The sequence below is a fragment of the Streptomonospora alba genome (assembly GCF_000826685.1).
GTDB classification, from domain to species: domain Bacteria; phylum Actinomycetota; class Actinomycetes; order Streptosporangiales; family Streptosporangiaceae; genus Streptomonospora; species Streptomonospora alba.
In genome coordinates this window covers 43,210-68,632 of sequence record NZ_JROO01000037.1, presented here as the reverse complement: position 1 = coordinate 68,632, position 25,423 = coordinate 43,210, and the positions used below count along the sequence as shown (strand labels likewise).

Annotated in this window: 25 protein-coding genes; 14 read left to right on the top strand and 11 right to left on the bottom strand. The window is 73.2% G+C overall.

All coding sequences use genetic code 11. The features are described 5' to 3' along the window. Positions 1–286 precede the first annotated feature (286 nt). The 3 genes from LP52_RS18980 (at position 287) to LP52_RS26780 (ending at position 2,904) form a co-directional block, all read left to right on the top strand. Complete coding sequence (locus LP52_RS18980) at positions 287–1,834, top strand: sodium-dependent transporter (RefSeq protein WP_052810030.1); 1,548 nt, start codon at positions 287–289, stop codon at positions 1,832–1,834. Further along, complete coding sequence (locus tag LP52_RS26785) at positions 1,834–1,941, top strand: methionine/alanine import family NSS transporter small subunit (protein ID WP_084723336.1); 108 nt, start codon at positions 1,834–1,836, stop codon at positions 1,939–1,941. The genes LP52_RS18980 and LP52_RS26785 overlap by 1 nt, the downstream gene beginning before the upstream one ends. Positions 1,942–2,184: 243 nt before the next feature. Then, entirely contained in the window at positions 2,185–2,904 is a 720-nt protein-coding gene (locus tag LP52_RS26780; protein WP_169775388.1) for an RDD family protein, read from the top strand. 12 nt (positions 2,905–2,916) lie between these two features. On the opposite strand, the gene LP52_RS18970 is transcribed toward LP52_RS26780, so the two are convergent. The 4 genes from LP52_RS18970 to LP52_RS18955 form a co-directional block, all read right to left on the bottom strand. Then, positions 2,917–5,493: a penicillin acylase family protein gene (locus tag LP52_RS18970; protein ID WP_169775387.1), complete on the bottom strand. Its 2,577-nt coding sequence runs from the start codon at positions 5,491–5,493 to the stop codon at positions 2,917–2,919. Between the two features lie 55 nt (positions 5,494–5,548). After that, positions 5,549–5,869 (bottom strand): hypothetical protein, encoded by a 321-nt coding sequence (locus LP52_RS18965; RefSeq protein ID WP_040275488.1) that lies wholly within the window; start codon positions 5,867–5,869, stop codon positions 5,549–5,551. Positions 5,870–6,137: 268 nt separating this feature from the next. Continuing rightward, positions 6,138–6,428, bottom strand: a complete 291-nt coding sequence (locus LP52_RS18960) for a SelT/SelW/SelH family protein (protein WP_084723338.1) — start codon at positions 6,426–6,428, stop codon at positions 6,138–6,140. A gap of 103 nt (positions 6,429–6,531) precedes the next feature. Then, entirely contained in the window at positions 6,532–7,515 is a 984-nt protein-coding gene (locus LP52_RS18955) for an LLM class flavin-dependent oxidoreductase (RefSeq protein WP_040275486.1), read from the bottom strand. 368 nt (positions 7,516–7,883) lie between these two features. On the opposite strand from LP52_RS18955, the gene LP52_RS18950 reads away from it, so the two are divergent. The 3 genes from LP52_RS18950 to LP52_RS18940 all read left to right on the top strand — a co-directional run bounded on the left by LP52_RS18950 (position 7,884) and on the right by LP52_RS18940 (position 11,074). Further along, positions 7,884–8,477 carry a TIGR03086 family metal-binding protein gene (locus tag LP52_RS18950; RefSeq protein ID WP_040275484.1) on the top strand — a complete coding sequence of 198 codons (594 nt, stop codon included), beginning with the start codon at positions 7,884–7,886 and terminating at the stop codon, positions 8,475–8,477. A 127-nt stretch (positions 8,478–8,604) separates the two neighbouring features. Further along, on the top strand, positions 8,605–9,804 hold the full coding sequence (locus LP52_RS18945; RefSeq protein ID WP_040275482.1) for a zinc-dependent alcohol dehydrogenase: 1,200 nt from the start codon (positions 8,605–8,607) through the stop codon (positions 9,802–9,804). A gap of 295 nt (positions 9,805–10,099) precedes the next feature. Next, entirely contained in the window at positions 10,100–11,074 is a 975-nt protein-coding gene (locus LP52_RS18940) for an SDR family NAD(P)-dependent oxidoreductase (protein ID WP_052810028.1), read from the top strand. An 89-nt stretch (positions 11,075–11,163) separates the two neighbouring features. Here LP52_RS18940 and LP52_RS18935 read toward each other — a convergent pair whose 3' ends face one another. From LP52_RS18935 to LP52_RS18925, 3 genes are all read right to left on the bottom strand, one after another. Next, positions 11,164–11,733 carry a hemerythrin domain-containing protein gene (locus LP52_RS18935; RefSeq protein WP_040275480.1) on the bottom strand — a complete coding sequence of 190 codons (570 nt, stop codon included), beginning with the start codon at positions 11,731–11,733 and terminating at the stop codon, positions 11,164–11,166. Positions 11,734–11,862: 129 nt separating this feature from the next. Then, a complete protein-coding gene (locus LP52_RS18930; protein ID WP_040275479.1) occupies positions 11,863–12,714 on the bottom strand; it encodes an SDR family oxidoreductase in 852 nt (283 codons plus the stop codon). Between the two features lie 121 nt (positions 12,715–12,835). Further along, positions 12,836–13,045, bottom strand: a complete 210-nt coding sequence (locus tag LP52_RS18925) for a DUF2795 domain-containing protein (protein ID WP_040275477.1) — start codon at positions 13,043–13,045, stop codon at positions 12,836–12,838. A gap of 340 nt (positions 13,046–13,385) precedes the next feature. On the opposite strand from LP52_RS18925, the gene LP52_RS18920 reads away from it, so the two are divergent. From LP52_RS18920 to LP52_RS18910, 3 genes are all read left to right on the top strand, one after another. Beyond that, positions 13,386–14,672 carry a multidrug effflux MFS transporter gene (locus LP52_RS18920; RefSeq protein WP_040275475.1) on the top strand — a complete coding sequence of 429 codons (1,287 nt, stop codon included), beginning with the start codon at positions 13,386–13,388 and terminating at the stop codon, positions 14,670–14,672. A gap of 184 nt (positions 14,673–14,856) precedes the next feature. Then, positions 14,857–15,507 (top strand): TetR/AcrR family transcriptional regulator, encoded by a 651-nt coding sequence (locus LP52_RS18915; RefSeq protein WP_040275473.1) that lies wholly within the window; start codon positions 14,857–14,859, stop codon positions 15,505–15,507. Between the two features lie 149 nt (positions 15,508–15,656). Then, positions 15,657–16,133, top strand: a complete 477-nt coding sequence (locus LP52_RS18910) for an SRPBCC family protein (RefSeq protein ID WP_040275471.1) — start codon at positions 15,657–15,659, stop codon at positions 16,131–16,133. Positions 16,134–16,163: 30 nt separating this feature from the next. Here LP52_RS18910 and LP52_RS18905 read toward each other — a convergent pair whose 3' ends face one another. The 4 genes from LP52_RS18905 to sigJ form a co-directional block, all read right to left on the bottom strand. Further along, positions 16,164–17,414: a hypothetical protein gene (locus LP52_RS18905; protein ID WP_193790011.1), complete on the bottom strand. Its 1,251-nt coding sequence runs from the start codon at positions 17,412–17,414 to the stop codon at positions 16,164–16,166. Between the two features lie 125 nt (positions 17,415–17,539). Next, positions 17,540–18,211 carry a class I SAM-dependent methyltransferase gene (locus tag LP52_RS18900; RefSeq protein ID WP_084723332.1) on the bottom strand — a complete coding sequence of 224 codons (672 nt, stop codon included), beginning with the start codon at positions 18,209–18,211 and terminating at the stop codon, positions 17,540–17,542. A gap of 421 nt (positions 18,212–18,632) precedes the next feature. Next, positions 18,633–19,091, bottom strand: a complete 459-nt coding sequence (locus LP52_RS18895; protein WP_040275470.1) for a carboxymuconolactone decarboxylase family protein — start codon at positions 19,089–19,091, stop codon at positions 18,633–18,635. Continuing rightward, positions 19,088–20,110, bottom strand: coding sequence for an RNA polymerase sigma factor SigJ (sigJ, locus tag LP52_RS18890; RefSeq protein WP_238580989.1), 1,023 nt, complete (start codon positions 20,108–20,110; stop codon positions 19,088–19,090). The genes LP52_RS18895 and sigJ overlap by 4 nt, the downstream gene beginning before the upstream one ends. Before the next feature lie 253 nt (positions 20,111–20,363). Between sigJ and LP52_RS18885 the strand changes: the two genes are divergently transcribed. From LP52_RS18885 to LP52_RS18865, 5 genes are all read left to right on the top strand, one after another. Then, positions 20,364–21,095: a sugar isomerase domain-containing protein gene (locus tag LP52_RS18885; RefSeq protein WP_052810027.1), complete on the top strand. Its 732-nt coding sequence runs from the start codon at positions 20,364–20,366 to the stop codon at positions 21,093–21,095. A 193-nt stretch (positions 21,096–21,288) separates the two neighbouring features. Then, on the top strand, positions 21,289–22,146 hold the full coding sequence (locus LP52_RS18880) for an SAM-dependent methyltransferase (protein ID WP_040275468.1): 858 nt from the start codon (positions 21,289–21,291) through the stop codon (positions 22,144–22,146). A gap of 607 nt (positions 22,147–22,753) precedes the next feature. After that, the gene (locus LP52_RS18875; protein WP_052810026.1) at positions 22,754–23,125 is read left to right on the top strand and encodes a hypothetical protein; all 372 of its coding nucleotides are present in this window, start codon (positions 22,754–22,756) and stop codon (positions 23,123–23,125) included. Between the two features lie 464 nt (positions 23,126–23,589). Then, entirely contained in the window at positions 23,590–24,567 is a 978-nt protein-coding gene (locus tag LP52_RS18870; protein ID WP_040275466.1) for an ATP-binding cassette domain-containing protein, read from the top strand. Next, on the top strand, positions 24,564–25,379 hold the full coding sequence (locus LP52_RS18865) for an ABC transporter permease (RefSeq protein ID WP_052810025.1): 816 nt from the start codon (positions 24,564–24,566) through the stop codon (positions 25,377–25,379). Before LP52_RS18870 ends, LP52_RS18865 begins: the two co-directional genes overlap by 4 nt. Positions 25,380–25,423 lie beyond the last annotated feature (44 nt).

Genomic DNA, 25,423 nt, shown 5'->3' with positions numbered 1-25,423 from the left:
GCCGCTCCCCGGGTACCGGAGCCCATTCCAGCGGGGGTCCGCCGACCGGCGGGCCCCCGCCTTCACGTCGCCTTTCGCCGTGGCCGGGCGGCCGCACCTCACCCCGCGCGCACGGGCCAACACGCCGGGAGGCCTAAGTCCCCGGTGGACGGGTACAGCCGGTTCAAGCTGGTGGGCGGGTTGAGCTATAGGGTGGCGCAGCGCCGGCCATACCCGCCTCCCTCCATAAGAGCAGCGGCCGTATGGACGGCCCGTCGAAACCCGGCCAGAAAGGTAGGCACTAGCGATGTCACAACAGAACCGCGAGCAGTGGGGAACCCGTGCCGGGTTCCTGCTCGCGGCGATCGGTTCGGCCGTGGGCCTGGGGAACATCTGGCGCTTCCCCTACGTCGCCTACGAGAACGGCGGCGGTGCGTTCCTCGTCCCGTATCTCGTCGCGCTGCTGACCGCCGGCATCCCCCTGCTCATCCTCGAATACGCGGTCGGTCACCGCTATCGTGCGTCGCCGCCCGCGGCGTTCCGCAGGCTCGCGCGCCCGGCCGAGGCGCTGGGGTGGTGGCAGGTCGGCATCTGCTTCGTGATCTCGGTGTACTACGCCGTCATCGTCGCCTGGGCCGTGCGCTACGCCGGGTTCTCCGTCACCCAGGCGTGGGGCGAGGACACCGAGGCGTTCCTGTTCGGGGACTTCCTGGGCGTGGCCGAGGCGCCCGGTGCCATCACGAGCTACAACCCCGGCGTCCTCGTCCCGCTGGTCCTCATCTGGATCGTCGTGCTGGTGGTGCTGGCCCTGGGTGTGCGCCGCGGTATCGAGTGGGCCAACCGCATCTTCATCCCGCTGCTGGCGGTGCTGTTCCTCGTCCTGGTGGTCCAGGCGCTGTTCCTGGACGGCGCCGAGATCGGCCTGGACGCGTTCTTCGCGCCCGACTGGTCGGCGATCACCGACGGCAGCGTGTGGGTGGCGGCCTACGGGCAGATCTTCTTCACGCTCTCGGTGGGCTTCGGCATCATGATCACCTACGCCTCCTACCTGCGGCGCAAGTCCGACCTGCCCGGATCGGCGCTGGTGGCCGGCTTCGCCAACAGCTCCTTCGAACTGCTGGCGGGCATCGGCGTCTTCGCGACGCTGGGCTTCATGGCGGCTTCGGCCAACGTGCCGATCGAGGAGGTCGCCACGTCGGGCCTGGGGCTGGCGTTCGTGGTCTTCCCGCAGATCATCAACACCATTCCGATCGCCCCGGCGCTGTTCGGCCTGCTGTTCTTCGTGTCGCTGGTGGTCGCGGGCATGACCTCGCTCATCAGCATCGTCGAGGTGGTCGTTTCGTCGGTGCGGGACCGCACCGGGATGGGCCGCCTCCCCGCGGTGCTGGTCGTCGGCGGCCTCATCGCGGTCGTGTCCATCGCGGTCTTCCCCACCGACCAGGGGCTGTACCTGCTGGACGCGTCCGACCACTTCATCAACCAGTACGGCATCGCGCTCGCGGCGCTGGTCATCGTCATCGTGCTCGCCTGGCTGCTGCGCAGCATGCCGTCGCTGCGCGGGCACCTCGCCACCTATTCCTCGGTCCCGCTGCGCGTGTGGTGGGCGGTCACGCTGGGCGTGGTCACCCCGATCGTGCTCGGCTGGATGATGTGGGACAGCCTGAGCACCGAGTTCGCGCAGAACTACGAGGACTACCCGACCTGGTTCCTCAACTCCGCGGGCTGGGGCGTGGCGATCGGCGTCATCGTGATCGCCGTCCTGATCTCGCTCATCCCGTGGAAGCGCCGCGCGGGCGACGATGACGACAGCAACGCCACCGTCGCCGCGGCCGACGACAGCGGAAGGGGGCAGTGATGTCCACCGGAGCCATCGTGATGCTGATCATCTCGGCGGTGATCGTGTGGGGCGGCCTCGCCGCGGCCGTCCTGAACATGCGCCGCAATCCCGAAGAGCGGGACTGAGCAGGCCTCCGGACCGGATCGCGGTCAGCGCCTGCGCCGGCCGCTCCGGCGCCCCCACCGGGCGCCGGGGCGGCCGGCCGCTTTCGGCGGCCGGTTCCCCGGCGCCGCGTCAGCCGGTGTGGAAGAATGCCGCGGCGGCTTACCCCCGCTCCGCCCCCGATGCACGGCGACGTGCGGGACCCCGGCGGACGCGCACGCCCACCGCACCGGACCCTCCCCCCGCGCAGACGAGGAACACCGCACATGAGCAGCCCCTACGGTTACGGTCCCCAGTCGTACCCGCCCGGGTACGGACCCGGCTGGTACCCGCCGACCGGGGCGCCCGGACACCAGCCGGGGGGAGCGCCGCATCCCGGCGCGTACGGCGCCTACGGTCCGCCGCCTCCACCTCCCGCCCCCGCGGCTCCCGTCTTCCCGCCCCCGGCGGGATACGGGGCCCGCGCGGTCGCCTACATGATCGACTCCTTCCTGGCCGGGGCGCTGTGGGCCGTCCTGTTCTACGGCGGCACCCTCCTGCTCATCTGGCTGGTGGACCCCGACGGCAGCGACGCCCGGGAGGCCGTCACCGTGATCGGCGTCTTGGCGCTGCTGGCCCTCGCCTGTTTCGCCGGCTTCTGCTACTTCTGGATCCCCCATGCCCGCAGCGGCAGGACGCCGGGCAAGTACGCCACCGGCGTCAAGGTGATCAGCATGAAGACCGGCGAGCCGCCGTCGCTGGGGCCCTCGGCGGGCCGGCAGCTCGTCGCCTTCCTGATGTCGGTGGTGACCTGCATCGGCCCGCTGCTGGACCTGCTGTGGCCGCTGTGGGACGAGCCCTACCGGCAGGCCGTGCACGACAAGGCGGTGGGCACCCGCGTGATCACGGTGCGCGGCGCCGACGCCTACCCTTACACGCCGCAGCCCTACCCCGGCAGCGCCGCGGCCCCCGACGCTCCGCATCCGCCGGGGGGCGGCTGGTACTGAGCCGCCGCGGCCTCAGCCGCCGGACGGCACCAGGGTGAGGACGTCCTCGGCGCGTTCCTCCACCGCGGGGCGGGTGAAGGGCATGGGGATCGTCTCGCCGCGTGCCCACAGCGGCGTCTGGTTCCCGTTGTCGGGGTGGAAGGCGTGGCCGGAGGCGCCGGTGAGATCGATCCAGCGGGCGGCGTCCAGGTCGGCCATGTCGATCGTCATCCGCATCGAGGGCACGGTCGTCACCGCATACCCCTCGGTGTGCTCCCAGCCCGTCGCGTTGACGGTGCTGTCGCCTCCGGAGGCCTCCACCGGCGTGCCGTTGAACAGCCACTCCACGGGCGCGATACCCGAGGCTCCCAGCGAGGGGTGGGTAGCGGTGAGCGTGTGCAACTCGCCCCAGCGCCACTCGGCCGGGTCCTCGCCCAGGCGCCGACTCAGCTCGTCGGCGGCGCGGTCCATGGCCTCGCGCAGAACGGCGTCGCGCCCGTCTGCCGCGTCGCCTCGCCACCAGGGGGAGTCGGGATCGTCGAGCAGGCGGTCCACGACCAGCCAGGAGCGCGAACCGACGTCGAGGGCGCGCTCGGGACCGAGTTCGTCGAAGGCCACATCCAGCAGATGGCTCCACGTCGCGTTGTAGAAGGCGGCCGCCGCGGAGTCGGCGCCCTGCTGGTAGTCCCAGTCGGCCAGCAGTTCCTGGGCGCGTGCCGCGGTGCCCTCGACCTCGACCCGCAGCAGGTGCGGCACCACGGCGCGGGCGCCGCTGTTCTCGTCGTCCATCTGGATGTCGGTCATGTCGGCGGCGGTCAGCCCGCCCTCCTCGACGGCGCCGGCCAGCAGGGTCTCGATCCGCTGCGACCGGTAGCCGTAGGCCCAGTCGCCGGTGAGCATGTGCTCGTAGTCGGAGCCGATCGCCGCCTGGTTGGCCGTCACGATGTAGCCGCGCTCGGGGTTGCGCACGACGGGCAACTCCTCGAAGTCGATGAAGCCCTGCCAGTCGTAGGCGGAGTCCCAGCCGGGTGCGGGCCAGCGCCCGTCGCCCGTGCCGCGCACGGGGATGGTGCCGGGCGCCTGGTAGCCGATGTTGCCCTCGGTGTCGGCGTAGACGAGGTTCTGCGCCGGCACCTCGAAGGAGCGGGCGGCGTCGCGGAAGGACGCGAAGTCCTCGGCGGCGTTCATCCGGAAGAGGGAGTCGGCCGTGGTGCCCGGCTCCAACGCGGTCCAGCTCAGGGACACGCCGTAGCCGTCGCCGGGCGGTTCGGCGGCCCGGTCGACGGGTTCGCCGTCGGTGTCCACCGGCGGACCGGCGCCGATCGCACGCAGGTCGAGGGCCGATTCGGCGTCCGACAGCAGCGGCCCGTGGCGGGTGGAGCGCACGGTGAAGACCACGTCCCTACCGCCGGCCACCTTCACCGTCTCCTCGCGGGTGGTCAGCGGCTCGGGCTCGCCGTCGACGACGGCCGCGCCGTCCTGAATCCGCTCCAGGTAGAGGTCGGCCACATCGGGCCCGAGGTTGGTGAATCCCCAGGCGATGTCGGCGTTGTGGCCGATCACGACACCGGGCAGCCCGGCGAAGGCGAATCCGGTCACGTCGAAGGGACAGCGCTCGGTGACCTCGGTGCAGTGCAGCCCGGTCTGGTGCCACACGGAGGGCGTCTGCGCGCCCAGATGGGGGTCGTTCGCCAGCAGCGGCAGGCCCGAGGCGGTGTGCTCGCCGGAGACCACCCAGGAGTTGGAGCCCAGCCCGGCCGAGTCGGGGCCCAGCATCGGCGGGATCTCCTCCAGGCCGGCGTCGACCCCGGCCAGCACCCCGGCGGCCTCCTGCGGGGGCAGTGCGGCGTCGCCGCCGGCGGCCGCGCCCTCGTCGGCGCGGAACCGCCCGCCGCCGATGCCGCCGCCGTCGACGATCGGCCGGTGCTCCTGCTCGGGATAAGCGGGGTACAGCTCCTCGATACGCTCGCGGTCGATCCCCGAAGCCAGCAGCGCGGCGCGCTCGGTCTCGTGCTGCATGTTGCCGCGCAGGTCCCAGGCCATGGCCTTGAGCCAGGCCAGGCTGTCCACGGCGGTCCACTCCTCGACCTCGTGGTCGGGAGCCAGCGCCGCCAGGACGGTGAACTCCAGCCCGCGCTCGCCGCCGTCGCGGCGGTCGAGGTAGGTGTTGACGCCCTCGGCGTAGGAGTCGAGGTAGGCGCGGGTGTCGGGCCGCAGCAGCTCGTACTCCCGCTCGGCGACGCGCCGCCAGCCCATGGTGCGCAGGTAGACGTCGGTCTGGGCCTGCTCCTCGCCGAACACCTCGGCCAGCCGCCCGGCGGTGGTCAGCCGGTTGAAGTGCATCTGCCAGAAGCGGTCCTGGGCGTCGACGAAGCCCTGGGCGCGGAACAGGTCCTCGGCGGTGTCGGCGTAGATCTGGGGGATGCCGTGGGCGTCGCGGTAGACGGTGGCCTCGCCCTCCAGCGCGGGCAGCGCGATCTCGCCGCCGGTGTCCGGGAAGGCCCGCTGCACCGCCCAGAGACCGGTTCCCGCGGCGGCGAGCACGAGGCATGCCACCACGGAGAGGGCGATCAGCGTCCACCGCCTGAAACGTGTTCTCGGTACCGCCATGCGCCGACTGTAGCCCCGGGGAATCCGCGCGGTCGGCGCCGGGCCCGGGAATCGGTCAGTCCTCGGTTTCCGACCCGTCGCGGTCGTGCTCCGCGGGGCGGCGGGTGGCCACGCGCCAGGAGGCCACGCAGTAGACGGCCATGGTCAGCCAGGAGGCCACCAGTCCCCACGCCGCGAAGACGCCCAGCAGCCCCGCGTTCGCGCAGTCGTAGTCGGGCGGGTAACTGGCGAAGGCGCGCGTGCAGCCCAGCGGAAGCACCTCCAGGGTGAAGTAGCTCAGCAGGCCGCCCGCACCGAGCGCTGTGGCGCCCACCGTCCAGGCCAGGCATAGGAGTATCAGCGCCGCGAAGAGCCGTCGGGCCGTGCTTCGGATCATGGTGCCCCTCGGGTCGGGCCGTTGCCTCCTCGGGCACGGCCCGGCCGTGGGACCGCGCGAGGATCCGGGTCGAGCGTTGTCAGGGGTATCAGCGGATCGCGGACTCGGACGTGCGCTGCCGCGATTGAAACACACCGGACGATCGGGGGCACGCCCGGCAACGCCGCGACGCGGAAGGGGCGGCGGTGGTCGGGGAGCATGTGGGCACCGCAGGCGACCGGGTCGGCGCCGCTTCGCACTCGCCCGCGCGGCCTGCGCCGCGGCGGGGCTATTCGGAGCGCTTCTCGGAGTGGCCCAGGGTCCGGTGCGGCGCGATCCGGTCGCGTACCAGCCGCTTGAGGTCGGCGAGTTCGGGGAAGCCCTTGCTCTCGGCGCGCGAGTACAGCGGCTCCCCGTCGAGCCGGATCTCGAAAACCCCGCCCGTCCCCGGAACGAGAGCGACCTCGCCCAGTTCCTCGTGGAAGGTCGTCAGCAGTTCCTGTGCGGTCCACGCGCTGCGCAGCAGCCAGCGGCACTGCGTGCAGTACTCGATCTCCAGGCGGGGCGTCTTCGTCGTCATGGCGACCATGGTGCCAACCCGGGTGCGGGCCGGCGGCCCGCACCCGGGCGGCGGACTCGGGCCGGCGCCCGGGCGGTCCGCCGACGGACCGGCGCGGCGGGGATCAGGAGAGGTCCATCGCCTTGGCGACGAGTTCGAGAGTGCGCAGCCGGCCTTCGAGCGTGCCCGCCTGCGGGGCCACGATCAGCTCGTCGGCGTCGGCGTGGCCGGCGAACCACTCCAGGTATTCCCGGACCTCGCCCGGGTCGCCCACCGCCGAGTACTTCGCCATCTGCAGCACCTGCCGCCCGGCGGGAGACTCCAGCGCGGCCTCGGCCTCCTCAGCGGAGAGGGTCCGGCCCCGCCCCAGCAGCTGCTGGGCCATGCGCCGCTTGGACCGGCGCGACTGCTCGGCGGCCTCCTGCGAGGTGTCGGCGGCGGTGACGTTCACTCCGGCGATGACGTGGGGCGCATCGAGCTGCTGAGACGGGGTGAACTCCCGGCGGTACAGCGCCACGGCCTCCTCCAGCGCCGACGGCGCGAAGTGGGAGGCGAAGGAGTAGGGCATGCCCAGCGTCGCCGCGAGCTTGGCGCCGAACAGCGACGAGCCCAGGATGTAGATCGGCACGTCGGTGCCCTTGCCGGGCACGGCCTGGACGCCGGAGATGCGCGACTCGCCCGTCAGATAGCCCTGCAGCTCCAGCACGTCCTGAGGGAAGGTGTCGGCCGAGGAGCCGTCGCGGCGCAGCGCGCGCATGGTGTTCTGATCGGTTCCGGGGGCGCGGCCCACGCCGAGGTCGATCCGGTCGGGATGCAGCGTGGCCAGCGTGCCGAACTGCTCGGCGATGGTCAGCGGCGCGTGGTTGGGCAGCATCACGCCGCCCGACCCCAGCCGGATGCGCTCGGTGTGAGCGGCGATGTGGGCGATGAGGACGCTCGTGGCGGAGGAGGCGATGGTGGCCATGTTGTGGTGCTCGGCGTACCAGATCCGCCGGTAGCCCAGCTCGTCGGCGCGCGTGGCCAGGGTGAGGCTGGCGTCGAGGCTGTCGCGGGCGGTCATGCCCTCGGATATGTGCGCCAGGTCGAGCAGGGAGAGCGGGACGGACACGGGCGGCGGCCTTTCATCGGGACGTCGAGGCACCCGGCGGCATACGTCGGGCCGAGGCGACCGGTCGCCTCGTTTCGTTCCAGACAAACAGTGCGAGACGGAATGTTGTTCCGCGGAGCGGGCGGCGGCAGGGCGGCGCCTGGACGGCACGGGGGCGCGCGGGTGCCCGGACTCCGACCGGGTGTCGATCGCATGGACGTGTCACCGTCGGCACCTAGCATGCGTGCGTGGTGCCGCGGCGCCCCGGCCTTTCCCGGCCCCGCGCCGGGCGCGGGAGCGGCGCGCCGCGGACGGCACAGGACGACGGCAGCCGGGGACGACCGGCAGGAAAGCGACGGCGGCGCCCGCGCGCCGCGGGAGGAGACGCGATGAGCACCATGCCCGACCTGGAACCCGTGGCGAACCGGATGAGGGAGGCGGCCCAGGGCGTACGGGACAGTGAACTCGACGCGCCCACCCCCTGCGAGCGGATGTCGGTCGGCGACCTGCTCGACCACATACTCGGGCTGTGCGAGGCGTTCCGCCGCGCCGCGGACAAGACCTCCACCACCGCCGAGACCCCGCCCGAGCCCTCGGCGCAGAACCTGCCCGAGGATTGGCGCGCCGAGCTCGACCGGCGCCTGGACGCCCTCGTGGCGGCCTGGCGCGATCCCGCCGCATGGCAGGGCGGCACCGCCGCGGGCGGCGTCGAGCTCAGCGGCGAGGTGGCGGGCGTCGTCGCGCTCAACGAGCTGCTCCTGCACGGCTGGGACCTGGCGCGGGCCACCGACCAGGCCTACATCGGCGACCCGGCGAGCGTGGAGACCAGCTACGCCTTCGTCTCCGAGATCCCCGCCGACGACGTCAACGCGCGCGACGGCCTGTTCGGGCCGGTGGTGGCGGTGCCCGACGACGCCCCGCTGCTCGACAAGGTGCTGGGGCTGAGCGGCCGGCACCCCGACTGGACCCCGCCGCTGCCCTGACCCGCCTCGCGGTCGGGCCGGCGTGCCGCTCGCCGTCTCCCGTACGCCTGTGCTTTCGCGTTTCACAACTCCCGATCGGGCCAGTGGGCTGGGGAGCGCGAACGCGAGGACGCGAAGGGGGAGGCCCATGCGAGCGGTGACATGGCAGGGTGTCGAGGACGTACGGGTGCAGGACGTGCCCGATCCCGCGATCGAGCGGCCCACCGACGCGGTCGTCGAGGTGAGCTCCACCGCCATCTGCGGCTCGGACCTGCACCTGTACTCCCCCCTGGGCATGTTCATGGAGGCCGGCGACATCCTCGGCCACGAGGCCATGGGCACGGTCCGCGAAGTCGGCTCGGAGGCCGGCGGCCTGCGGCCCGGCGACCGGGTGGTCATGCCGTTCAACATCTCCTGCGGGCACTGCCACATGTGCGGCAACGGCTGCTACGCCCAGTGCGAGACCACCCAGGTCCGCGAGCACGGCAAGGGCGCGGCGCTGTTCGGTTACACCAAGCTCTACGGGCACGTGCCCGGCGGCCAGGCCCAGTACCTGCGCGTGCCCCAGGCGCACTTCGGTCCGATCCGCGTGCCCGAGGGGCCGCCCGACGAGCGGTTCCTGTTCCTGTCGGACGTGCTGCCCACCGCCTGGCAGGCGGTGGCCTGGGCCGACGTCCCGCCCGGCGGCTCGGTCGCGGTGGTGGGGCTGGGCCCGATCGGCCAGATGGCCGCGCGCATCGCCCGCTACCGGGGCGCCGAACAGGTCTTCGGCCTGGACTCGGTGCCGGAGCGGCTGGCCATGGCCGAGCGGAACGGCGTCATCCCCGTCGACACCGCTGCCGAGGACGACCCGGCCGGGCTGGTGCGCGACCGCACCGAGGGGCGCGGGCCCGACTCGGTGATCGACGCGGTGGGCATGGAGGCGCACGGCGCTCCGCTGGGCAGCGCCGCGCAGACACTGGCCTCGCTGCTGCCCGACGGCGTGGCCGAGAAGCTGGTCCAACGGGCCGGCGTGGACCGGATGGCGGCGCTGCACCTGGCCTTCGACCTTGTGCGGCGCAGCGGGACGGTGTCCATCAGCGGCGTCTACGGCGGCCAGGCCGACCCCGTCCCGATGATGGACCTCTTCGACAAGGGCGTGCAGATCCGGATGGGCCAGGCCCATGTGCGGCGGTGGACCGACGACATCCTGCCGCTGCTGACCGACGCCGACTCCGACCCGCTGGGCGTGGACGACCTCGTCACCCACCGCGTCGGGCTGGAGCGGGCGCCTGAGGCGTACGAGAAGTTCCAGCACAAGCGCGACGGCGCGATCAAGATGGTGCTGCGGCCCGACGGGAGCGCCTGAGACGCGGGCGCTCCGACACGGGGAGGCGAGTATGCGCTGGACCGACGGCCCCGGCGGGGGGCACACGACGGCCGCGGCAGCGGCCCGGAGGAAAGCCTGGGGCGCGGCTGGGCGGAAGGCTCGGGGCGCCGTTCGGAAGAAGGCGGGAAACGCGGTCCGCAACGCAGCGGGCACCGCGAGCCGTGAGGCGGCGTGGAACGCGGGCCGGGCCGCGACACGCACGGGGATCCGCCGCGGAGCCGCGGTCGCGGCCGGTGCGGCGGCCGTCGCGGCGGGGGAGGCCGCTCGGCGCCGGATGCGCCGACCCGCCGACATCACCGGACGAACGGCGCTGGTCACCGGGGGATCGCGGGGCCTGGGGCTGCTCATCGCCCGAGAACTGGGCAGGTGCGGCGCCCGCGTGCTGATCGTGGGACGCGACGAGGACGCGCTCGACGCCGCGGTGGCCGACCTGCGCGGCGAGGGGATCGACGCCTCCGGCCTGGCCTGCGACCTCGCCCTGGAGTCGGACACGGCGGCCCTGTCGGCACGGGTGTACAGCGAGTACGGCGGGGTCGACATCCTGGTCAACAACGCGGGCGTCATCCGCGTCGGGCCCGCCGCGGCCATGTCCGAGGACGACTTCGCCCAGGCCGCGGCCACCATGTTCTGGGGGCCGTTCCGCCTCACCCGGGCCCTGCTGCCCGAGCTGCGGGAACGCGGCGGGCACGTCGTGACCGTCACCTCGATCGGGGGCAGGGTCAGTGTGCCCCACCTGCTGCCCTACTCCTGCGCCAAGTTCGCCGAGGTCGCCTTCTCGCGCGGCCTGGACGCCGAGACTGCGGGCAGCGGCGTGCACGTGACCACCGTGGTGCCGGGCCTCATGCGCACCGGCTCCCACGTCGGCGCCGAGTTCGCCGGCGCCCCGGGTTCGGAGTACGCCTGGTTCGCCACGGCGGCGAGCCTTCACCTGCTGTCGATGGACGCCGAGCGCGCAGCGCGCACGATCGTGCGGGGAGCACTCAGCGGGCGGCGGCACCTGGTCCTGACCCCCGCCGCCCGCGCCGCGGTGATCGCCGACGGCCTCAGCCCCGGACTCGTGCAGGCGGCCATGCGCGTCACCGCGCGGCTGCTGCCGCACGACGAGAGCGGCACCGCTCGCACGGGAGGCCGCGCCCGCGACAGGACCGGCGCCCTACTGGACACGCTGACACGCCTCAACGACAGGGCGGCCCGCCGTTTCAACCAGATTCCGGGAGAGCGCGGCCACGGCGCCGTGGGGGAGGAGTAGGGGCAGCGCCCTCAGCCCGAACACGGGCCGGGTACACAGGGCGTTCCGCGTACCCGGCCCGCGACGGCGGGGATCTCCCTACAGACGCTTCAGCGGCCGCTTCCGGCCAGGGAGTCGCGCATCCGGTCGACGAGTCCCGCGCCGGGGTCGAGGATGCGGTTGGCCGGAGGGGTGTCGGGAGCGGTCGGGTGCGGACGGGTAGGGGCCGACTCCTTGGCCCTGAGGACCTTGCTGCCGAGCTGCTGCAGCTCGTCCTTGCCGCACGACTCGCGCAGCCGCGGGAGCAGGTCGTTCTCCTCGTCCTCGACGTGGTGGCGGATGTCCGACATCAGCGTGCCGAGAAGCTCCTCGAACCGCGGGTCCTCGGGCTGGAGCCCGGAGAGCTCCTTCATCACCCGCTCGGCCTCGGCGTGCTCCTCGATCTCGTGGTCGGCGATCCGGTCGCCGTCGGGCAGCGCCTTGCGCGCCGCCGGGTACATGTACTGCTCCTCGGCCACCGAGTGGCGCACGAGCTCGGTGATCACGTGGTCGACCATGCCCTTGCGCTGCGCGGGGTCGCCCTGCCCCTGCTCCAGCTGGCTGAAGACGCCCTCCACGGCGCGGTGATCGGAAACGATCACCTCGATGAGGTCGGTGTTCTGCTGCGCGTCGTCTGCCATCGTCACTCCTTTGTGGATCGGCTTCGGTCTGCGCTACGGGGCGACTGCCCCCACGGCGGGGCTTGAATCGGTCCGGCCCTCCGCCGGCCCGGCCCGCGAAGGCCGTCGACGGCGCCCCGGCGCCCGCGCTCACCCGGCCTGGATCTCGCCTCCGGTGGGGGCCAGCACCTCGCCGGTGTAGTAGGACGACAGCCGGTTGCTGGCGAAGAAGACGTAGGAGGGAGCGATCTCGTCGGGGTCGGCCGCACGGCCCATGGGGGCCTGCTCGCCGAAGCCCTCGACCTTCTCCTCGCCCAGCGTCGAGGGGATCAGCGGCGTCCACACCGGTCCCGGCGCCACGCAGTTCACCCGGATGCCGTCCTGCATGTAGTGCTGCGCCAGCGAGTAGGTGAGGTTGTGCACCGCGGCCTTGCTCGTCGCGTAGTCGATGAGCGTCTTGTTGCCGCGCAATCCGTTGACCGATCCCGTGATGACGATCGACGCGTCCGGCGCGAGATGGGGCGCCGCCGCGCGCACCGTCCAGAACGCGCCGAAGACGTTCACCTCGTAGGTGCGGCGCAACTGCTCGGTGCTGAGCTCGGTGAAGTCCGACACCGGCTCCTGGGTGGCCGCGTGCACGACAAGCACGTCGATGCGGCCGAACTCCCGCACGGTCTTGTCGACCATGTCGTGGCAGTGCTGCTCGTCGGCGACGTCGCCGCGGATCTGCAGGCTCCGGCGGTTCTGGCGGCGGACGAGTTCGGCGGTGTGCTCGGCGTCGGAGTCCTCGCTGAGGTAGCCGATCGCCACGTCGGCGCCCTCCTTGGCGAACGCGGCGCACACCGCCCGTCCGATGCCGGAGTCGCCCCCGCTGACGAGGGCCTTCTTGTCCGCGAGCAGGTCGCGGCCGGTGTAGTCGGCCATCTCGTCGCGGGGCCGGGGCTGCATCTGCCCGGTCTCGCCGGGATGGGACTGCTGCTGTGCGGGTGGCTGCTGGCTCATACTCGGCTCCCTGCGAGTTCGGTCGGCTGCCTGCGCGGCCCTTCCGGCCGGCGCGGCGCGGGCGGTCGTGCGTGCGGGGCCGGATCCGCGGCGGGTGCGCCGCGTCCGGTCCCGCACGCACTCACCCTTCGGATTCCCCTGTGACGCCGGCGATGTCGCCGCTGACCTCGTCGGGCCCGCCGTACTGCCGGTGTGGCAGGCGCTGCAGCGCGTCGACGACGCCTTCGTCGGCGTTCTTGGCCTTGGCGTGCTGGACGAGTTCGTCGCGCGAGGACGGATAGTCCGCGCCGGACAGCGCCTTCTGCACCTCGATGAACGTCGGCTGTGCCACTGCCGCCTCCTTCCCGTTGCGGATAGGGGGCGCGCTACCCCTGTTCAGCGGGTCCATGCCAGGGCACCGTGCGCAGCTGCAGCGGTCGCGGGACCCTCGTTCCGGCGCCGCCGCCGGACGCGCGGCGCATCCGCGCGGTCGCTCAGCGCTGCTGTTGCGGGGCTCACACCGCGATCGGCGACGAGCCGGGAACACCGCGGCGGTCGGGGGTGCTGAAGCTCAGGCGTTCACCGGAAGACCGGCTCGGGTCGCCGAGGGAACGCGTGCTAGCCGACCCCTTCGGTTCCGCACGAACCGATGCGGCACGTTGATCGACCTACGGGAAGGCCGGAACGAGACAGTGGCGGTATCCAGCTCCTCCTCCACCCAGACCGACGAAGGCTCAGGCCGGGCGCCCGCGGCGCCGCCCTCGGAGCCCACCGGCTGGCAGCGGCTCCGCGTGATCCTCGTCTTGGGCGCGCTCGTCGCGCTCGCCCCCTTGACCATCGACATGTACCTCCCCGCACTGCCCGAAATCGGCCGCGACCTCGGCGCGTCGTCTTCGGCGGTGCAGCTGACCCTCACCGGCACGCTCCTGGGCCTGGGCCTGGGACAGCTGTTCATCGGCCCGCTCGCCGACACGGTGGGCCGGCGGACTCCGCTCATCGCGGGGACCGTGCTGCACATCTCCGCCTCGCTGCTGTGCCTGGTGGCGCCCAACATCGCGGTGCTGGGCGGGCTGCGCGTCGTGCAAGGCGTGGGCGCGGCCGCGACGATGGTCGTGGCCCTGGCCGTGGTGCGCGACCTGTTCAGCGGCCGTGCCGCGGCGACGACGCTGTCGCGGCTGATGCTGGTCATGGGCGCGGCGCCGGTGCTCGCGCCGAGCCTGGGCAGCGCCGTCCTGATCGCCGGCTCCTGGCGGTGGGTGTTCGGCGCCCTGGCCGTCCTCGGCGCGGTGCTGCTCGTCGTGGCCGTGCTGGCGCTGCGCGAGACCCTGCCGCCCGAGCGCCGGCGCACCGGCGAGGTGCTGCCGGTGCTGCGCACCTACGGTTCGCTGCTGGCCGACCGCGACTTCGTGGTGATGGTGCTGGTGGCGGCGCTGGCGATGTCGGCCCTGTTCTCCTACGTCTCGGGCGCGTCCTTCGTGCTTCAGGAGCAGTACGGGCTCGACCAGCAGGAGTTCGGGATCGTCTTCGGCGCCGGAGCGATCGCGGTCATCGGCGCCTCCCAGCTCAACGTGCTGGTGCTGGGCCGCCTCAGCGCCCGCCGGATCGTGCTGTACGCGCTGATCACCGCCGTGGTCGCCGGCGCGGTGCTGATGGCCGTGGCCTTCACCGGGGCCGGCGGCATCGTCGGTTTCATGATTCCGCTGTGGTGCATGCTGGGCGCGGTCGGGTTCGTGATGCCCAACGCCCCGGCGATGGCGCTCTCGCGGCACGGCGAGGCGGCGGGGACCGCGGCGGCGCTGCTGGGCGCCGGGCAGTTCGGGCTGGGTGCGCTCATCGCGCCGCTGGTGGGGGTGCTCGGCAACGACGCGCCGGCGATGGCCACGATCATGACCGGCGGCTCCGTCGTGGCCTTGGTGCTGCTGTCGGTGCTGATGGCGGGGGCGCGCCGCGCGGAGCGCGCGGCCGCCGCGAGCACCTGATCGGGCACGGACCGCCGGGGTATGAGGCGGTCCGCGGCTGGTGCCGGTGCGGTTGACAGGGGCGCGTACCGGCAGGGCGGCCGGGCGGCGGTGTCCGAAGGGCCACCGCCGCCCGGCCCTTTCGTGTGCGCCGTCGCGTGCGACTGTGGAACGGAATGCTTCGTTCCACTGATATGCTGCCCGTATGCCGAATCCCGCGAAGGCCTCCGGCAGCTCCGGGCGCCGCGCGCAGGCGGCCCGCAACGACTCCGCGATCGTCGACGCCGCCCGGGCGGTGTTCCTCGACGACCCCAAGGCCCCCGTGTCGGCGGTCGCCTCGCGCGCGGGCGTGGGGATCAGCGCCCTCTACCGCCGCTACGGCGGCAAGGAGGATCTGCTGCGTCAGGTCTGCCACGACGGGCTGCGCCGCTACCTCACCGAGGCCCAGGAGTCGCTGGCCGAGGAGGACGGCTGGCAGGCCTTCACCTCGTTCCTGCGCCGGCTCGTCGACGCCGACCTGCACTCGCTGACCGTGCACCTGGCGGGCTCGTTCGCCCCCACCCCCGAGATGGCCGCCGACGCCGCCCGCGCCTCGGAGCTGGCCGCGCTCGTGACTCGGCGCGCACACGAATCGGGGCGGCTGCGCGCCGACTTCGCCGCGGCCGACATCGTGCTGATCCTGGAAGGCTGCGCGGCCGTGCGGTTCCCCGACCCGGAGCGTGCCCGCCTGCTGCGCCGGCGCTACCTGGCGCTGCAGCTCGACGGTCTGGACACCGCGGGCCCCGCGGCGGACGGGCCCGAGCTGCCCGGCCGTCCCGCGAGCGAGGAGGAGCTGAGCCGGCGCTGGCGGAGCTGACCGCCCGCCGGCGGGTCCGGGGAACCGGGCACCGGGGGACGCCGCGGCGCGCCGCGCGCACGTGCGCGCGGCGAGGAGACTGGGGACACACTGCAGCAGAGCAGCGGCGCCGCGGCCGGCGGCCGGCACGAACAGAGAGGGCAGGACCCATGACCGACACCACCGAGATCCTCGTCGAACCTGGCCGGCAGGACATCGTCGTCTCCCGCGTCTTCGACGCCCCGCGCGAGAAGGTGTTCGCCGCGCTGACCGACCCCAAGCTGGTCGCCCAGTGGTGGGGCGCCGGCGGCCCCGGCGAACTGGAGATCGCGGAGTTCGAGGCCCGGCGCGGCGGCACCTACCGCCACATCAACCGCGACGAGACGGGTGCCGAGTACGTGTTCAGCGGTGTCTTCCACGATGTCGAGGCGCCCGAGCGGGTGGTGCAGACCTTCGAGTTCGAAGGCGTGCCGGGCCACGTCGCCCTGGAGAGCACCGCTCTTGAGGAGCTCGACGACGGCAGGACCGCCTACACGGCCCTTTCGGTGTACCAGTCGGTCGAGGACCGCGACGGCATCGTCGCCGCCGGAATGGAGCAGGGCGTCCGCGCGGGCCTGCAGAAGCTGGCAGAGCTGGTGGAGTCCTGAGCCGAACCGGTCGTCGGAGACACGGGCTCCTCAGGAGGTGAACAGGGACTCGGTGTCGGCGCCGATCGCCTCCAGGACCAGGCCGGTGAAGTACACGGTGCCCAGCACCAGGACGCGCCTGCCCAGGCCGGCCAGCAGCGGCGGAGTCACCTCCTCCGCGCGTATCCGCCCCCACTCCTCGGGCAGGGCGGAGGTGAACGACAGGTGGGCGTCGGGCAGCGCTGCGGCGGTGACCTGCCGCCCGCGCAGCTCGGCGACCGCACCCGCCACGTCCTTGTGGTCGGGCAGGCACACCAGCACATGGTCGACGCCGCCCCAGTACCGGCGCGCGTACTCCAGTGCGGCGGCCGCGCCGGTGCTGTCCACGGCGGAGTCGACGATGAGCTCGGTGCCGTTGCCGGCGAGCGCATGATGGGAGAGCCGACCGGGCAGCCGCACGCTCGCCAGTACCCTGCGCAGGCGACCGGGCTCGGGTTCGGCCCGTGCGGTGGCGGAGAGCAGGCGCCGGGCGGCCGTGCATCCGACCTCTGCCGCGGGGCGCCCGAGCCCTTCGGGCAGCAGGCGGTCGGGGATGCCGCCCGCGCCCGGTTCCGGGCGTTCGGGGCGCACCCGCCCGCTCGTGCGCGCGGCGAGCGTCGTGTTCGCGGCCTCCTGGGCCACGTCCTCCAGCGGGCCGTGCACGAAGACGCGCGTGTCCGGTCCGGCGACCCCGGCTTTCTCCGCCGCGATCTCCCCGATGGTGTCGCCGAGGACACCCAGGTGCTCGCCGAAGACCGTCGTGAGCGCGACCGCCGCCGGATCGAAGAGGCGCAGCTCGTCGCTGTCACCGCCCATGCCCGCCTCCAGGACGAGCAGGTCCGCGCCGCACCGGCGCCCGTAGAGCGCGCCCGCGGCCAGGAACAGCCCGCTGGGGGAGAGGTAGCCGGTCTCGGGAGGCGGCAGGCGCTCCACCGCGGCTTCCAGCTCGGCTGCGAGGCCGGCGAGGTCCGCGGCGCCGACGGCCGTCCCGTCGAGCCGGATGCGGTCGCGCGCGCCGCGGACTCCCGGGCTGGTCACCGTCACGACGCGGGCGCCGGCCGCCGCCAGCGTCGCCGAGGCGTAGGTGGCGCAGGTGCCTTTGCCTTTGGAGCCGACCACCGCGAGCACGGGCGTGTCCGGCGTCGGCAGGCCCAGCTCGGCCAGCAGACCCGAGGCGCGCTCGACGTCGCGGCGCGCGCCCGCCCTGCGCTCCCGCCACTCCGCGAAGAACACCTCGGGCGCGTGCCCCGCGGGTCGGGCCACACGTACCACTCCTTCTCGGCGCCGCAGTGCCCCGGCCACGACGGCGTCGACCGGGTACAGGCCATTATGGCCGCCCGCACCGGCGCCGCTGTAGGCGGCGGTCGCCTTCGGCCCTGCCGTGGCCCCTAAGCCGGTTTCACGGCGCTCACCCGTTCGACGGCGCCGGCCTTGGAGCGTTCGTCGGCCTCGACGGTGAAGCCCTGCTCGCGCACCTGCACCAGCGGGCGGCGCAGGAAGCGCTCGCCGCTGCCGGGCTGGGTGCGGGCGGTGATCCACTCCAGGCCGCGCAGCGCCCAGCGCAGCGGTGCCACGGTCGGACGCACGTGGTCGAGCAGCAGCAGGCGGCCGCCCGGCCGCAGGACCCGGCGCATCTCGGCCACCGACGCGCCGACGTCGGGCACCGAGCACAGCGAGAGTGTGGCCACGACCGTGTCGAAGTGGGCGTCGGCGAAGGGCAGGTGCTCGGCGTCGGCCTCGCGCAGCGCCGCCACGTGCTCCATGCCTCTGGCGCGCCGCCGGGCGATGTCCAGCATCCGCGGGCTCAGGTCGATACCCGTCAGTTCCACGTCCTCGCCGTAGAGCTCCAGGTTGCGCCCGGTGCCGATGGCCACTTCCAGGGTCCGTCCGCGGGCCTGCCCGCACACCCATGAGCGGCCGTCGCCGACGAACAGCCGCTCCACGCGGTCCATGGCCCGGTCGTAGGAGGGGGCCTGGCTGTCCCAGTGGGCGCGCATCGCGTCGAGGACGGGATCGGAATCGCCGGGTCGGCGGTCGGGTCGGGAGTTGGATTGTGACATGGCCGAATCCGTTCCGGTGGATTGCCGGCGGCTGCTGCCGGCGGCAGCAGCGATGAACCGCCCTTGCGGGGACAACGCCCGTCCAGGACGACGCGTTCCGGGGGAGCGGTCGGCCGGTGGCCGGAGCCGGACATGCGCCGGCCTCGCGAGATCGCGGCGGCGGGAGAACGCCCGGCGGGTGCGATCGACCGCTGCAGTGCCGATACCCGGTGTGCCGGACTGCCCGCCAGGAACCCGCGGGTACGGAAAACCCGCTCGGTCGAGGGCTGAACAAGCACGATCGCCGTTATCGACAGCCGTTTCACGAACCGAACCGCCCCGCCGCTGCGGACGTGTCCGCCCTACGCCGGTGCGCACGCCGCCTCCGGGCGGGGACGGCCTCCGCGGCCCCGCCCGGAGGCGGGACCGCGGTACCGGCGTGTCAGGACGGGGTGTGCGAGCCCGGTGGCATCCGGGTGGTCACGGCGATGCGGTTCCAGGCGTTGATGGTCGAGATGGCCACGACCAGCGCAGCGAGGGTCGGCTCGTCGTAGTGGCGCGCCGCCTCCTGCCACACGGCGTCGGGAACGGACTCGCCGGGATCGGCCAGGCGGGTGGCCTCCTCGGTCAGCGCCAGCGCCGCCCGCTCGGCGTCGGTGAACAGCGGCGACTCGCGCCACACAGCCACGGCGAACAGGCGGTCCGTGCTTTCACCGGACTTCTGGGCGCTCTTGGTGTGCATGTCGACGCAGAAGGCGCAGCCGTTGATCTGGCTGGCGCACAGCTTGACCAGTTCGAGGGTGGAGTGCGGCAGCGGGCTCTGCGCCAGGAACCGCTCCAGGCCCACCATGGCCTCGTAGGCGGCCGGTGCCTGCTCGAATACGTTCGTACGTGCTGTCATGGAAGCTCCTCTGCTTCTCGGGGGCTGTCGCCGTCCAGGGGGCGCGTGCTCGTGGACGTGTGATCGGGCGGGGACCGGACGGCTCCGAGCCCCGCCCCGCGGCCGCCACCGGCCTCTTCCGCCCATTTCAGCTTTCGCGGGTTCAGCACGACGTCGATTTCGCTGATCCGGCCGCCCGAGACGGCGAAGGCGAAGACCCCCTCGGTACGTCCCTCGTGCCGGTCGATCAGTCCCGGCCGCCCGTTGACCGGGGCCACGCGCAGCTCCCGCCCGGCGCCGAAGCGGGAGCGGACCCCCAGCACGAACCGCGCCACCTTCCCGGCCCCCAGGATCGGCCGCCGCGCACTGCGCACCACCCCGCCGCCGTCGGAGCGCAGCACCACGCCGGGGTCGAGCAGCGCTACCAGGGCGTCGAGGTCGCCGCCCTGCACGGCGGCCAGGAACGCGTCGACGACCCTGCGGTGCTCGGCGTCGTCGACGTCGAAGCGCGGCGCACGAGCGACGACGTGCTTGCGAGCGCGTGCGGCGAGCTGGCGGCAGGCCGCGGGAGTGCGTCCCACGGCCCGTCCCACCTCGTCGAAGGCCAGGCCGAACACGTCATGCAGCACGAAGGCGGTGCGTTCGGCGGGGGAGAGGGACTCGAGGACGACGAGCATCGCCATGCTCATGGACTCGTCCAGGGTGACGCGGTCGGCCGGGTCGCCGCCCCTCTCGCCGTGCGCCGCGGGCGGACCCGTCACCACGGGTTCGGGCAGCCATTCGCCGACGTACTCCTCCCTGCGCCGGCGCGCCGAGCGCAGGATGTCCAGGGCCAGCCGGGAGACGGCGGTCACCAGCCAGGCGGCGGTGTCACCGATCTCGGCGTGCTCTCCGCAATGCCGGGTCCGGTCCAGCCGCAGCCAGGCCTCCTGCACCACGTCCTCGGCCTCATCCACGCTGCCCAGCAGCGAGTAGGCGACCGAGAGCAGGCGCGGCCGCAGGGCGCGGAACTCGGCGGCGGTTTCCGTTTCGCTGTCCACGCCGTGAGGACGAGAGAGCGGGCGCTTGTGTGACATCGGCCTGGTGCCTCCTGCGGCGTGCCGAGCGGCGGTCGGTGCGGAGGGCTTCCGCGGGTTCCTCTCCCGGGGTCCGTTGACGCGGCGTCACCGAAGGGCGAAGCTGGTATAGACCGGACCGTACCGCCGACCCCAGCCGGGACCGCATCGGCGGCACGAGGCCTCCGGCTGCGCCGCCCGCCGCGGGCGTGCCAACAGACCCATGCGAAAGGATCCCATGACCCAGGAAGCGGACTTCGGTGAGCTTATGCGCGATCGGCTCGCGCTGGTCCAGGAGCGCAACACGGCAGCGCTGTCCGAGGTCGCCGACGTGCTGATGGAGCGGGTGGTCGAGGGCGGCGGGTTGGTCCTCGCCGCCGGGGCCGGCCACTCCTTCAACGCCGTGACCGAGGCCTTCCACCGCGCCGGCGGGCTGGCCACCGTCAAACCGCTGCACGAGCCTCAGCTGCTGCTGGTCAACGGCGCGTCCTCCAGCACCGCCGCCGAACGCCGGCAAGGGCTGGCCGCCGAGGTGCTGGACCGCGCCAAGCCCGATCCGGGAGACGTGCTGTTCGTCTTCTCCACCTCGGGCGTCAACTTCTACCCCGTTGAGATGGCGCGCGCGGCCGCCGACCGCAGGATCCCCGTCGTCGCCGTCACCTCGCGCGAGTGCAACGCCGCGGCGCCGGCGCGCGCCGGCACCACCCTCGGCGAGGAAGCCGACCACGTCCTCGACACCTGCGTGAGCCCCGGCGACGTCGCCTACCCGCCCCAGCACCCCGAGACGGGCGCGCTGTCCAGCCTGGCCAACACCTTCCTGTGGAACCTGCTGCTCGCCGAACTGCACGCGCGTGCCGCGGCGAGCGGCCGCCGACTGCCGCTGTGGCGCTCCTCCAACATGCACGGCGGCGACGAGGCCAACGCCGGGCTGCTGGAGCACTACGGCTCGCGCATCCCCGAACTGGGCTGATCGCCGCACCGCTCCGCCGCCCCTACGCGCTTCGCGCACGTCCGGAGCGGCGGGGCGGTCGCGCCGACGGGGTTCGCGAGGGCACCGCCCCCGCCCGCCCCTTGCTGCTAGAAATGGACGCGGCGGCGGTGCTCCCTCAGCACCGCGCACCGCCGCGTACGTGCAGCCCTCCACCCTCCCCAGGGGTTATGCGATGAACAGTCCAGGCGACGACGACACACGGCCCCGGCCCGACAGCGCTTCGTCCTCCGGCCCAGACGTGATACCCGACGTCGACACCACGGTCCCCCACACCGGTCGCGTGTGGAACTACTGGCTCGGCGGCACCGACAACTTCGCCGCCGACCGCGAACTGGGCGACAGGATCCGCGAGTTCCTGCCGACGGTCGTCGAACTCGCCCGCGCCGATCGCGCCTTCCTCGGCCGGGCCGTCACCCACCTTGTGCGCGATGCGGGCATCCGCCAGTTCCTCGACGTCGGCAGCGGCCTGCCCACCGCCGACAACACCCACGAGGTGGCGCAGGCGGCCGCGCCCGAGGCGCGGATCGTCTACGTCGACAACGACCCGCTGATCCACGCCCACGCCCGCGCGCTGCTGGCGAGCACCCCCGAGGGTGGCACCGACTACATCCACGGCGACCTGCTCGACGCCGACGCCGTCCTGCAGGCCGCAGCGCGCACGCTGGACCTGAACCGCCCGATCGCGCTGACCATGCTCGGGGTCGTCGAGCACATCCCCGACTCCGGCGACCCCTATGCGGTCGTCGGCCGCCTGGTCGACGCGCTGCCCTCCGGCAGCTACCTGGTGCTCGCCCACGACACCAACGTCGTGCACGGCGAGGTCTCCGACGAGGCCGTGCGCCGGTGGAACGAGAGCGCCACGCCGCCGATCACCCTGCGCAGCCCGGAACAGATCGCCCGGTTCTTCACCGGCTTGGAGGTGCTGGAGCCCGGCGTCGTCTCGACCTCGCGCTGGCGCCCGGAACCCGGGCCCGACGGCGCCGCTCCGCCGGAGGTCGACGCGTTCTGCGCCGTGGGGCGCAAGCCCTGACCGGTTCTCCGACGCCGCCGACCCCCTGTCCGAGTCGCGGGATCGGGGCGTGCCGAACAGGAGGAGGCACCACGGGCTGAGCAGGCTGTTACAACTTCCCCTGAACGATCAAGCAGGTCTGCCCGCGTTCCGCGCGGGCGGACCGTTTTCTCTTTACGCCGCGCATACAAACCTCAGACCAGGGGCAGAAGCGATTAGGGAAGCCGCGTCGCCCCGCACTGCGCCGGGTCGCAGACGGACTCTGACACTGGGTTCGCCCGAGGAACCGACGCACCAACCAGCCGCCGGGCGGCCGCGGTTGGCGCGTGGTCTGGAAACGTACGGGTGCGCGCCGAGACTTTACCAACGCGCGCGGGAGTCTTTCCCGGGCCCGTCCGCGCATCGCGCGGGCGGGCCCGCGCCGCGAGCCGCAGCCGCCGGTCGTCCGGCCGCCGCTGCGGCTCGCGCTGGGCGCGACTCCGTCGCGTGCTCGCACGGTGCCCTCCCCGCGCCTTTGCGGCCTCCCGCCCGCTACGGCCGGGCCGGGTGCGCCGCCCGCGCAGCCACCGGCCACGTGAAGGCACCGAACGGCACCCGCCGGCGCCGGGCCGCCCGGTAGCATCGGGCCATGGCCGACGAGGTTCGCCCGATCGACTCCGCGCCCAGCGTCCGCGCAGCCAAGCGCCGCCACGAGGCCCACGAACGCGCCCAAGCCCAAGAGCACGAGGAGCGCGCCCGGATCATCGCCGAGGAGCTGAAGGCCGCCGGAGCCGCCGTCATCGCCTGTTCCACCGACCAACAGCGCACCCTGGCCCGCAAAGCCGGGCGCCGCGCCGGACGCCTCCTGTCCTGTTCCGTGCGCACCAAGGTCATGCAAGACGGGCGCGTCGCCGTCTGGCAACCGAACCGCCACGCCAACCCCTTGCAAGCCGAGGTAGACGAGAAGCGCACCAACCGGCGCATCGCCGCCTACCTCGACCAGGCCGAGCGCCGCCGGTAGGGCCGGGAGTCCGGAACCGTCCACGTCCGCGCGTCACGGCGGGTCCCGAAGGCGCGGGGGAGCGATGCGGAGAAGACGCGGGCAGGCCAAGGGCCGGCCCAGCGCTCCCGCCACGCGAAACCACCGGCCCGCACCGGGATTCCCGCCGAGGTCAGGACCCCAGCGCGGCCCGCATGCCGTCGAGGGCGAGGTCCCCTCTGCGTCCCTACGGCGGCCGTGAATTCGGATTTCCATTCGATTTATTCGCGAACCTCCAGGCAGGCGCGCAGAAAAGGCCGGAAACCGAGGTTCCGCCCTCTGCTGTAGAGGTTTTGTTTTCGCAGGTCACAGCAAACATGAACACCACGTTCACGTTTGCCTCCACCGCGTCCTCGGATTGAGAATCGATTCGTTCCTCGACCCCCCCATACCGGGGTCTGCTCACTATGCCCGGATTCGCGGGCGCAGAAATCAACGGAGGGCCGATGATCAACGCCCGGGGGCTGACCCGGAGCTTCAAGATCAAACGCAAGACCGTCGAGGCCGTGCGCGGTTTGGACATCGACGTCGAACCGGGGCAGCTCGTCGCGTTCCTCGGCCCCAACGGCGCCGGGAAATCCACCAGCCTGCGGATGCTCACCACGCTGCTGCCTCCCACGTCCGGTACGGCGACGGTGGCCGGATGCGACATCGCGACCGATCCCGAGGGCGTGCGCGCTCGGATCGGCTATGTCGGCCAGCGCAGCGGCGCCGGCGAGAACCTCCGGGTGCGCGACGAGCTCGCCAACCAGGGCCGCTGCTACGGCATGGCCGGTGCACCGGCCCGCCGGCGCGCCGACGAGGTGCTGGAGTCGCTCGACCTGGCACCGCTGGCCCAGCGCAAGCCCGGAACCCTTTCCGGCGGCCAGCGGCGCCGCCTCGACATCGCGCTGGGACTGGTGCACCGTCCGCCGCTGCTGTTCCTCGACGAGCCCACCACCGGACTCGACCCGCACAGCCGGGCGAGCGTGTGGGAGCACATCCTGCGGCTGCGCGAGCGCCACGGCACCACCCTCTTTCTGACCACCCACTATCTGGAGGAGGCCGACACGATGGCCGAGCGCGTGGTCGTCATCGACGAAGGCCGCGTCATCGCCGACGGCACCGCCGACCGGCTCAAGAGCGATCTGGCCGGCGACCGGATCTCCCTCGTCCCGCGCGACGGTGCCGACATCACGGCGGTCGCCGACACCGCGGCACGCATGTTCGGCGCCCACGAGGTCACGGCGGGCTCCGGCGGCCGGATCGAGGCGCGGGTGCCGCGCGCCGAGACGGCCCTGCCCGAGCTGCTGCGCGTGCTGGAAGCGGACGGAGTCGAGACCGCCGCCGCGACGACCTCGCGGCCCACTCTCGACGACGTCTTCCTGGCCTTGACCGGCCGCAGCCTGGTCGAGGGCGAGCCGGCGGAGGGGGCCGCCCTGTGAACGGATCCCCGAACGGCGGGGCGGCTCCCGCCGAACCCCGGCCGACCACGGGCGGCTCCTTCCTGCACGACACCTGGACGGTGTTCCTGCGGGAGGTCACCCCGGTCGTGCGCGAGCCGCTGGGCCTCGCCTTCTCGATGGTGCAGCCGCTGCTGTTCCTGTTCCTGTTCGGTCCGCTGCTCGGCGGCGCGGGCGGATTCGCCGGCGGGCAGTCGCCCTGGCAGTGGTTCGTACCCGGCATCCTGGTGATGCTGTGCCTGTTCGGCCCGATGATGTCCGGCTACACCCTGCTGGTCGAACTGCTCGGCGGTTCCCTGGAGCGGATGCTGGTCAGCCCGCTCAACCGCACGGCCATGCTGATCGGGCGGACGTTGAAGGAGTCGGCGGTGCTGGCGGTGCAGGCCGTGCTGATCGTGGCGCTGGCGGTGCCGCTGGGCTTCGAACCGCACTGGCTGGGGGCGCTGGCGGGCACGGCGCTGCTGACCGTCTTCGGCGTGGGGCTGGGTGCGCTGTCGTTCGTGCTGGCGATGGCCTCCCAGCCCGACGGCGAGCTGTTCTACGGTGTCACCCAGATGCTGCTGTTCCCGCTGCTTCTGCTGTCAGGCGTGCTGCTGCCGCTGGACCACGGCCCGGTCTGGCTGCAGGCGGCCGCGGCGGTCAACCCCGTCTCCTACGTGGCCGAGGCCGCACGGGCGCTGTTCGCCGGCAGCTTCACCGAGGCCGCCGTCCTGCACGGCGCCTCGGCCGCCGCCGCGGTGGCGCTGGCGGGGCTGGTTCTGGGCACGCGGCGCATGCGGCGCGGGGCCCGGTAGGGACCGGAGCCGCCGGCCCCCGGCCCCGGCCCCGGTGCCGGCGG

What these genes read in the sequence shown, in the direction of transcription:
- LP52_RS18910 (WP_040275471.1), top strand. Translation starts at nt 15,657, where the DNA reads ATGACCGACACCACCGAGATCCTCGTCGAACCTGGCCGGCAGGACATC.
- LP52_RS18970 (WP_169775387.1), bottom strand. Translation starts at nt 5,493, where the DNA reads ATGGCGGTACCGAGAACACGTTTCAGGCGGTGGACGCTGATCGCCCTC.
- LP52_RS18875 (WP_052810026.1), top strand. Translation starts at nt 22,754, where the DNA reads ATGGCCGACGAGGTTCGCCCGATCGACTCCGCGCCCAGCGTCCGCGCA.
- LP52_RS18880 (WP_040275468.1), top strand. Translation starts at nt 21,289, where the DNA reads ATGAACAGTCCAGGCGACGACGACACACGGCCCCGGCCCGACAGCGCT.
- LP52_RS26785 (WP_084723336.1), top strand. Translation starts at nt 1,834, where the DNA reads ATGTCCACCGGAGCCATCGTGATGCTGATCATCTCGGCGGTGATCGTG.
- LP52_RS18870 (WP_040275466.1), top strand. Translation starts at nt 23,590, where the DNA reads ATGATCAACGCCCGGGGGCTGACCCGGAGCTTCAAGATCAAACGCAAG.
- LP52_RS18950 (WP_040275484.1), top strand. Translation starts at nt 7,884, where the DNA reads ATGAGCACCATGCCCGACCTGGAACCCGTGGCGAACCGGATGAGGGAG.
- LP52_RS26780 (WP_169775388.1), top strand. Translation starts at nt 2,185, where the DNA reads ATGAGCAGCCCCTACGGTTACGGTCCCCAGTCGTACCCGCCCGGGTAC.
- LP52_RS18940 (WP_052810028.1), top strand. Translation starts at nt 10,100, where the DNA reads ATGCGCCGACCCGCCGACATCACCGGACGAACGGCGCTGGTCACCGGG.
- LP52_RS18935 (WP_040275480.1), bottom strand. Translation starts at nt 11,733, where the DNA reads ATGGCAGACGACGCGCAGCAGAACACCGACCTCATCGAGGTGATCGTT.
- LP52_RS18980 (WP_052810030.1), top strand. Translation starts at nt 287, where the DNA reads ATGTCACAACAGAACCGCGAGCAGTGGGGAACCCGTGCCGGGTTCCTG.
- LP52_RS18945 (WP_040275482.1), top strand. Translation starts at nt 8,605, where the DNA reads ATGCGAGCGGTGACATGGCAGGGTGTCGAGGACGTACGGGTGCAGGAC.
- LP52_RS18900 (WP_084723332.1), bottom strand. Translation starts at nt 18,211, where the DNA reads ATGTCACAATCCAACTCCCGACCCGACCGCCGACCCGGCGATTCCGAT.
- LP52_RS18895 (WP_040275470.1), bottom strand. Translation starts at nt 19,091, where the DNA reads ATGACAGCACGTACGAACGTATTCGAGCAGGCACCGGCCGCCTACGAG.
- LP52_RS18965 (WP_040275488.1), bottom strand. Translation starts at nt 5,869, where the DNA reads ATGATCCGAAGCACGGCCCGACGGCTCTTCGCGGCGCTGATACTCCTA.
- LP52_RS18960 (WP_084723338.1), bottom strand. Translation starts at nt 6,428, where the DNA reads ATGACGACGAAGACGCCCCGCCTGGAGATCGAGTACTGCACGCAGTGC.
- LP52_RS18885 (WP_052810027.1), top strand. Translation starts at nt 20,364, where the DNA reads ATGACCCAGGAAGCGGACTTCGGTGAGCTTATGCGCGATCGGCTCGCG.
- LP52_RS18930 (WP_040275479.1), bottom strand. Translation starts at nt 12,714, where the DNA reads ATGAGCCAGCAGCCACCCGCACAGCAGCAGTCCCATCCCGGCGAGACC.
- LP52_RS18915 (WP_040275473.1), top strand. Translation starts at nt 14,857, where the DNA reads ATGCCGAATCCCGCGAAGGCCTCCGGCAGCTCCGGGCGCCGCGCGCAG.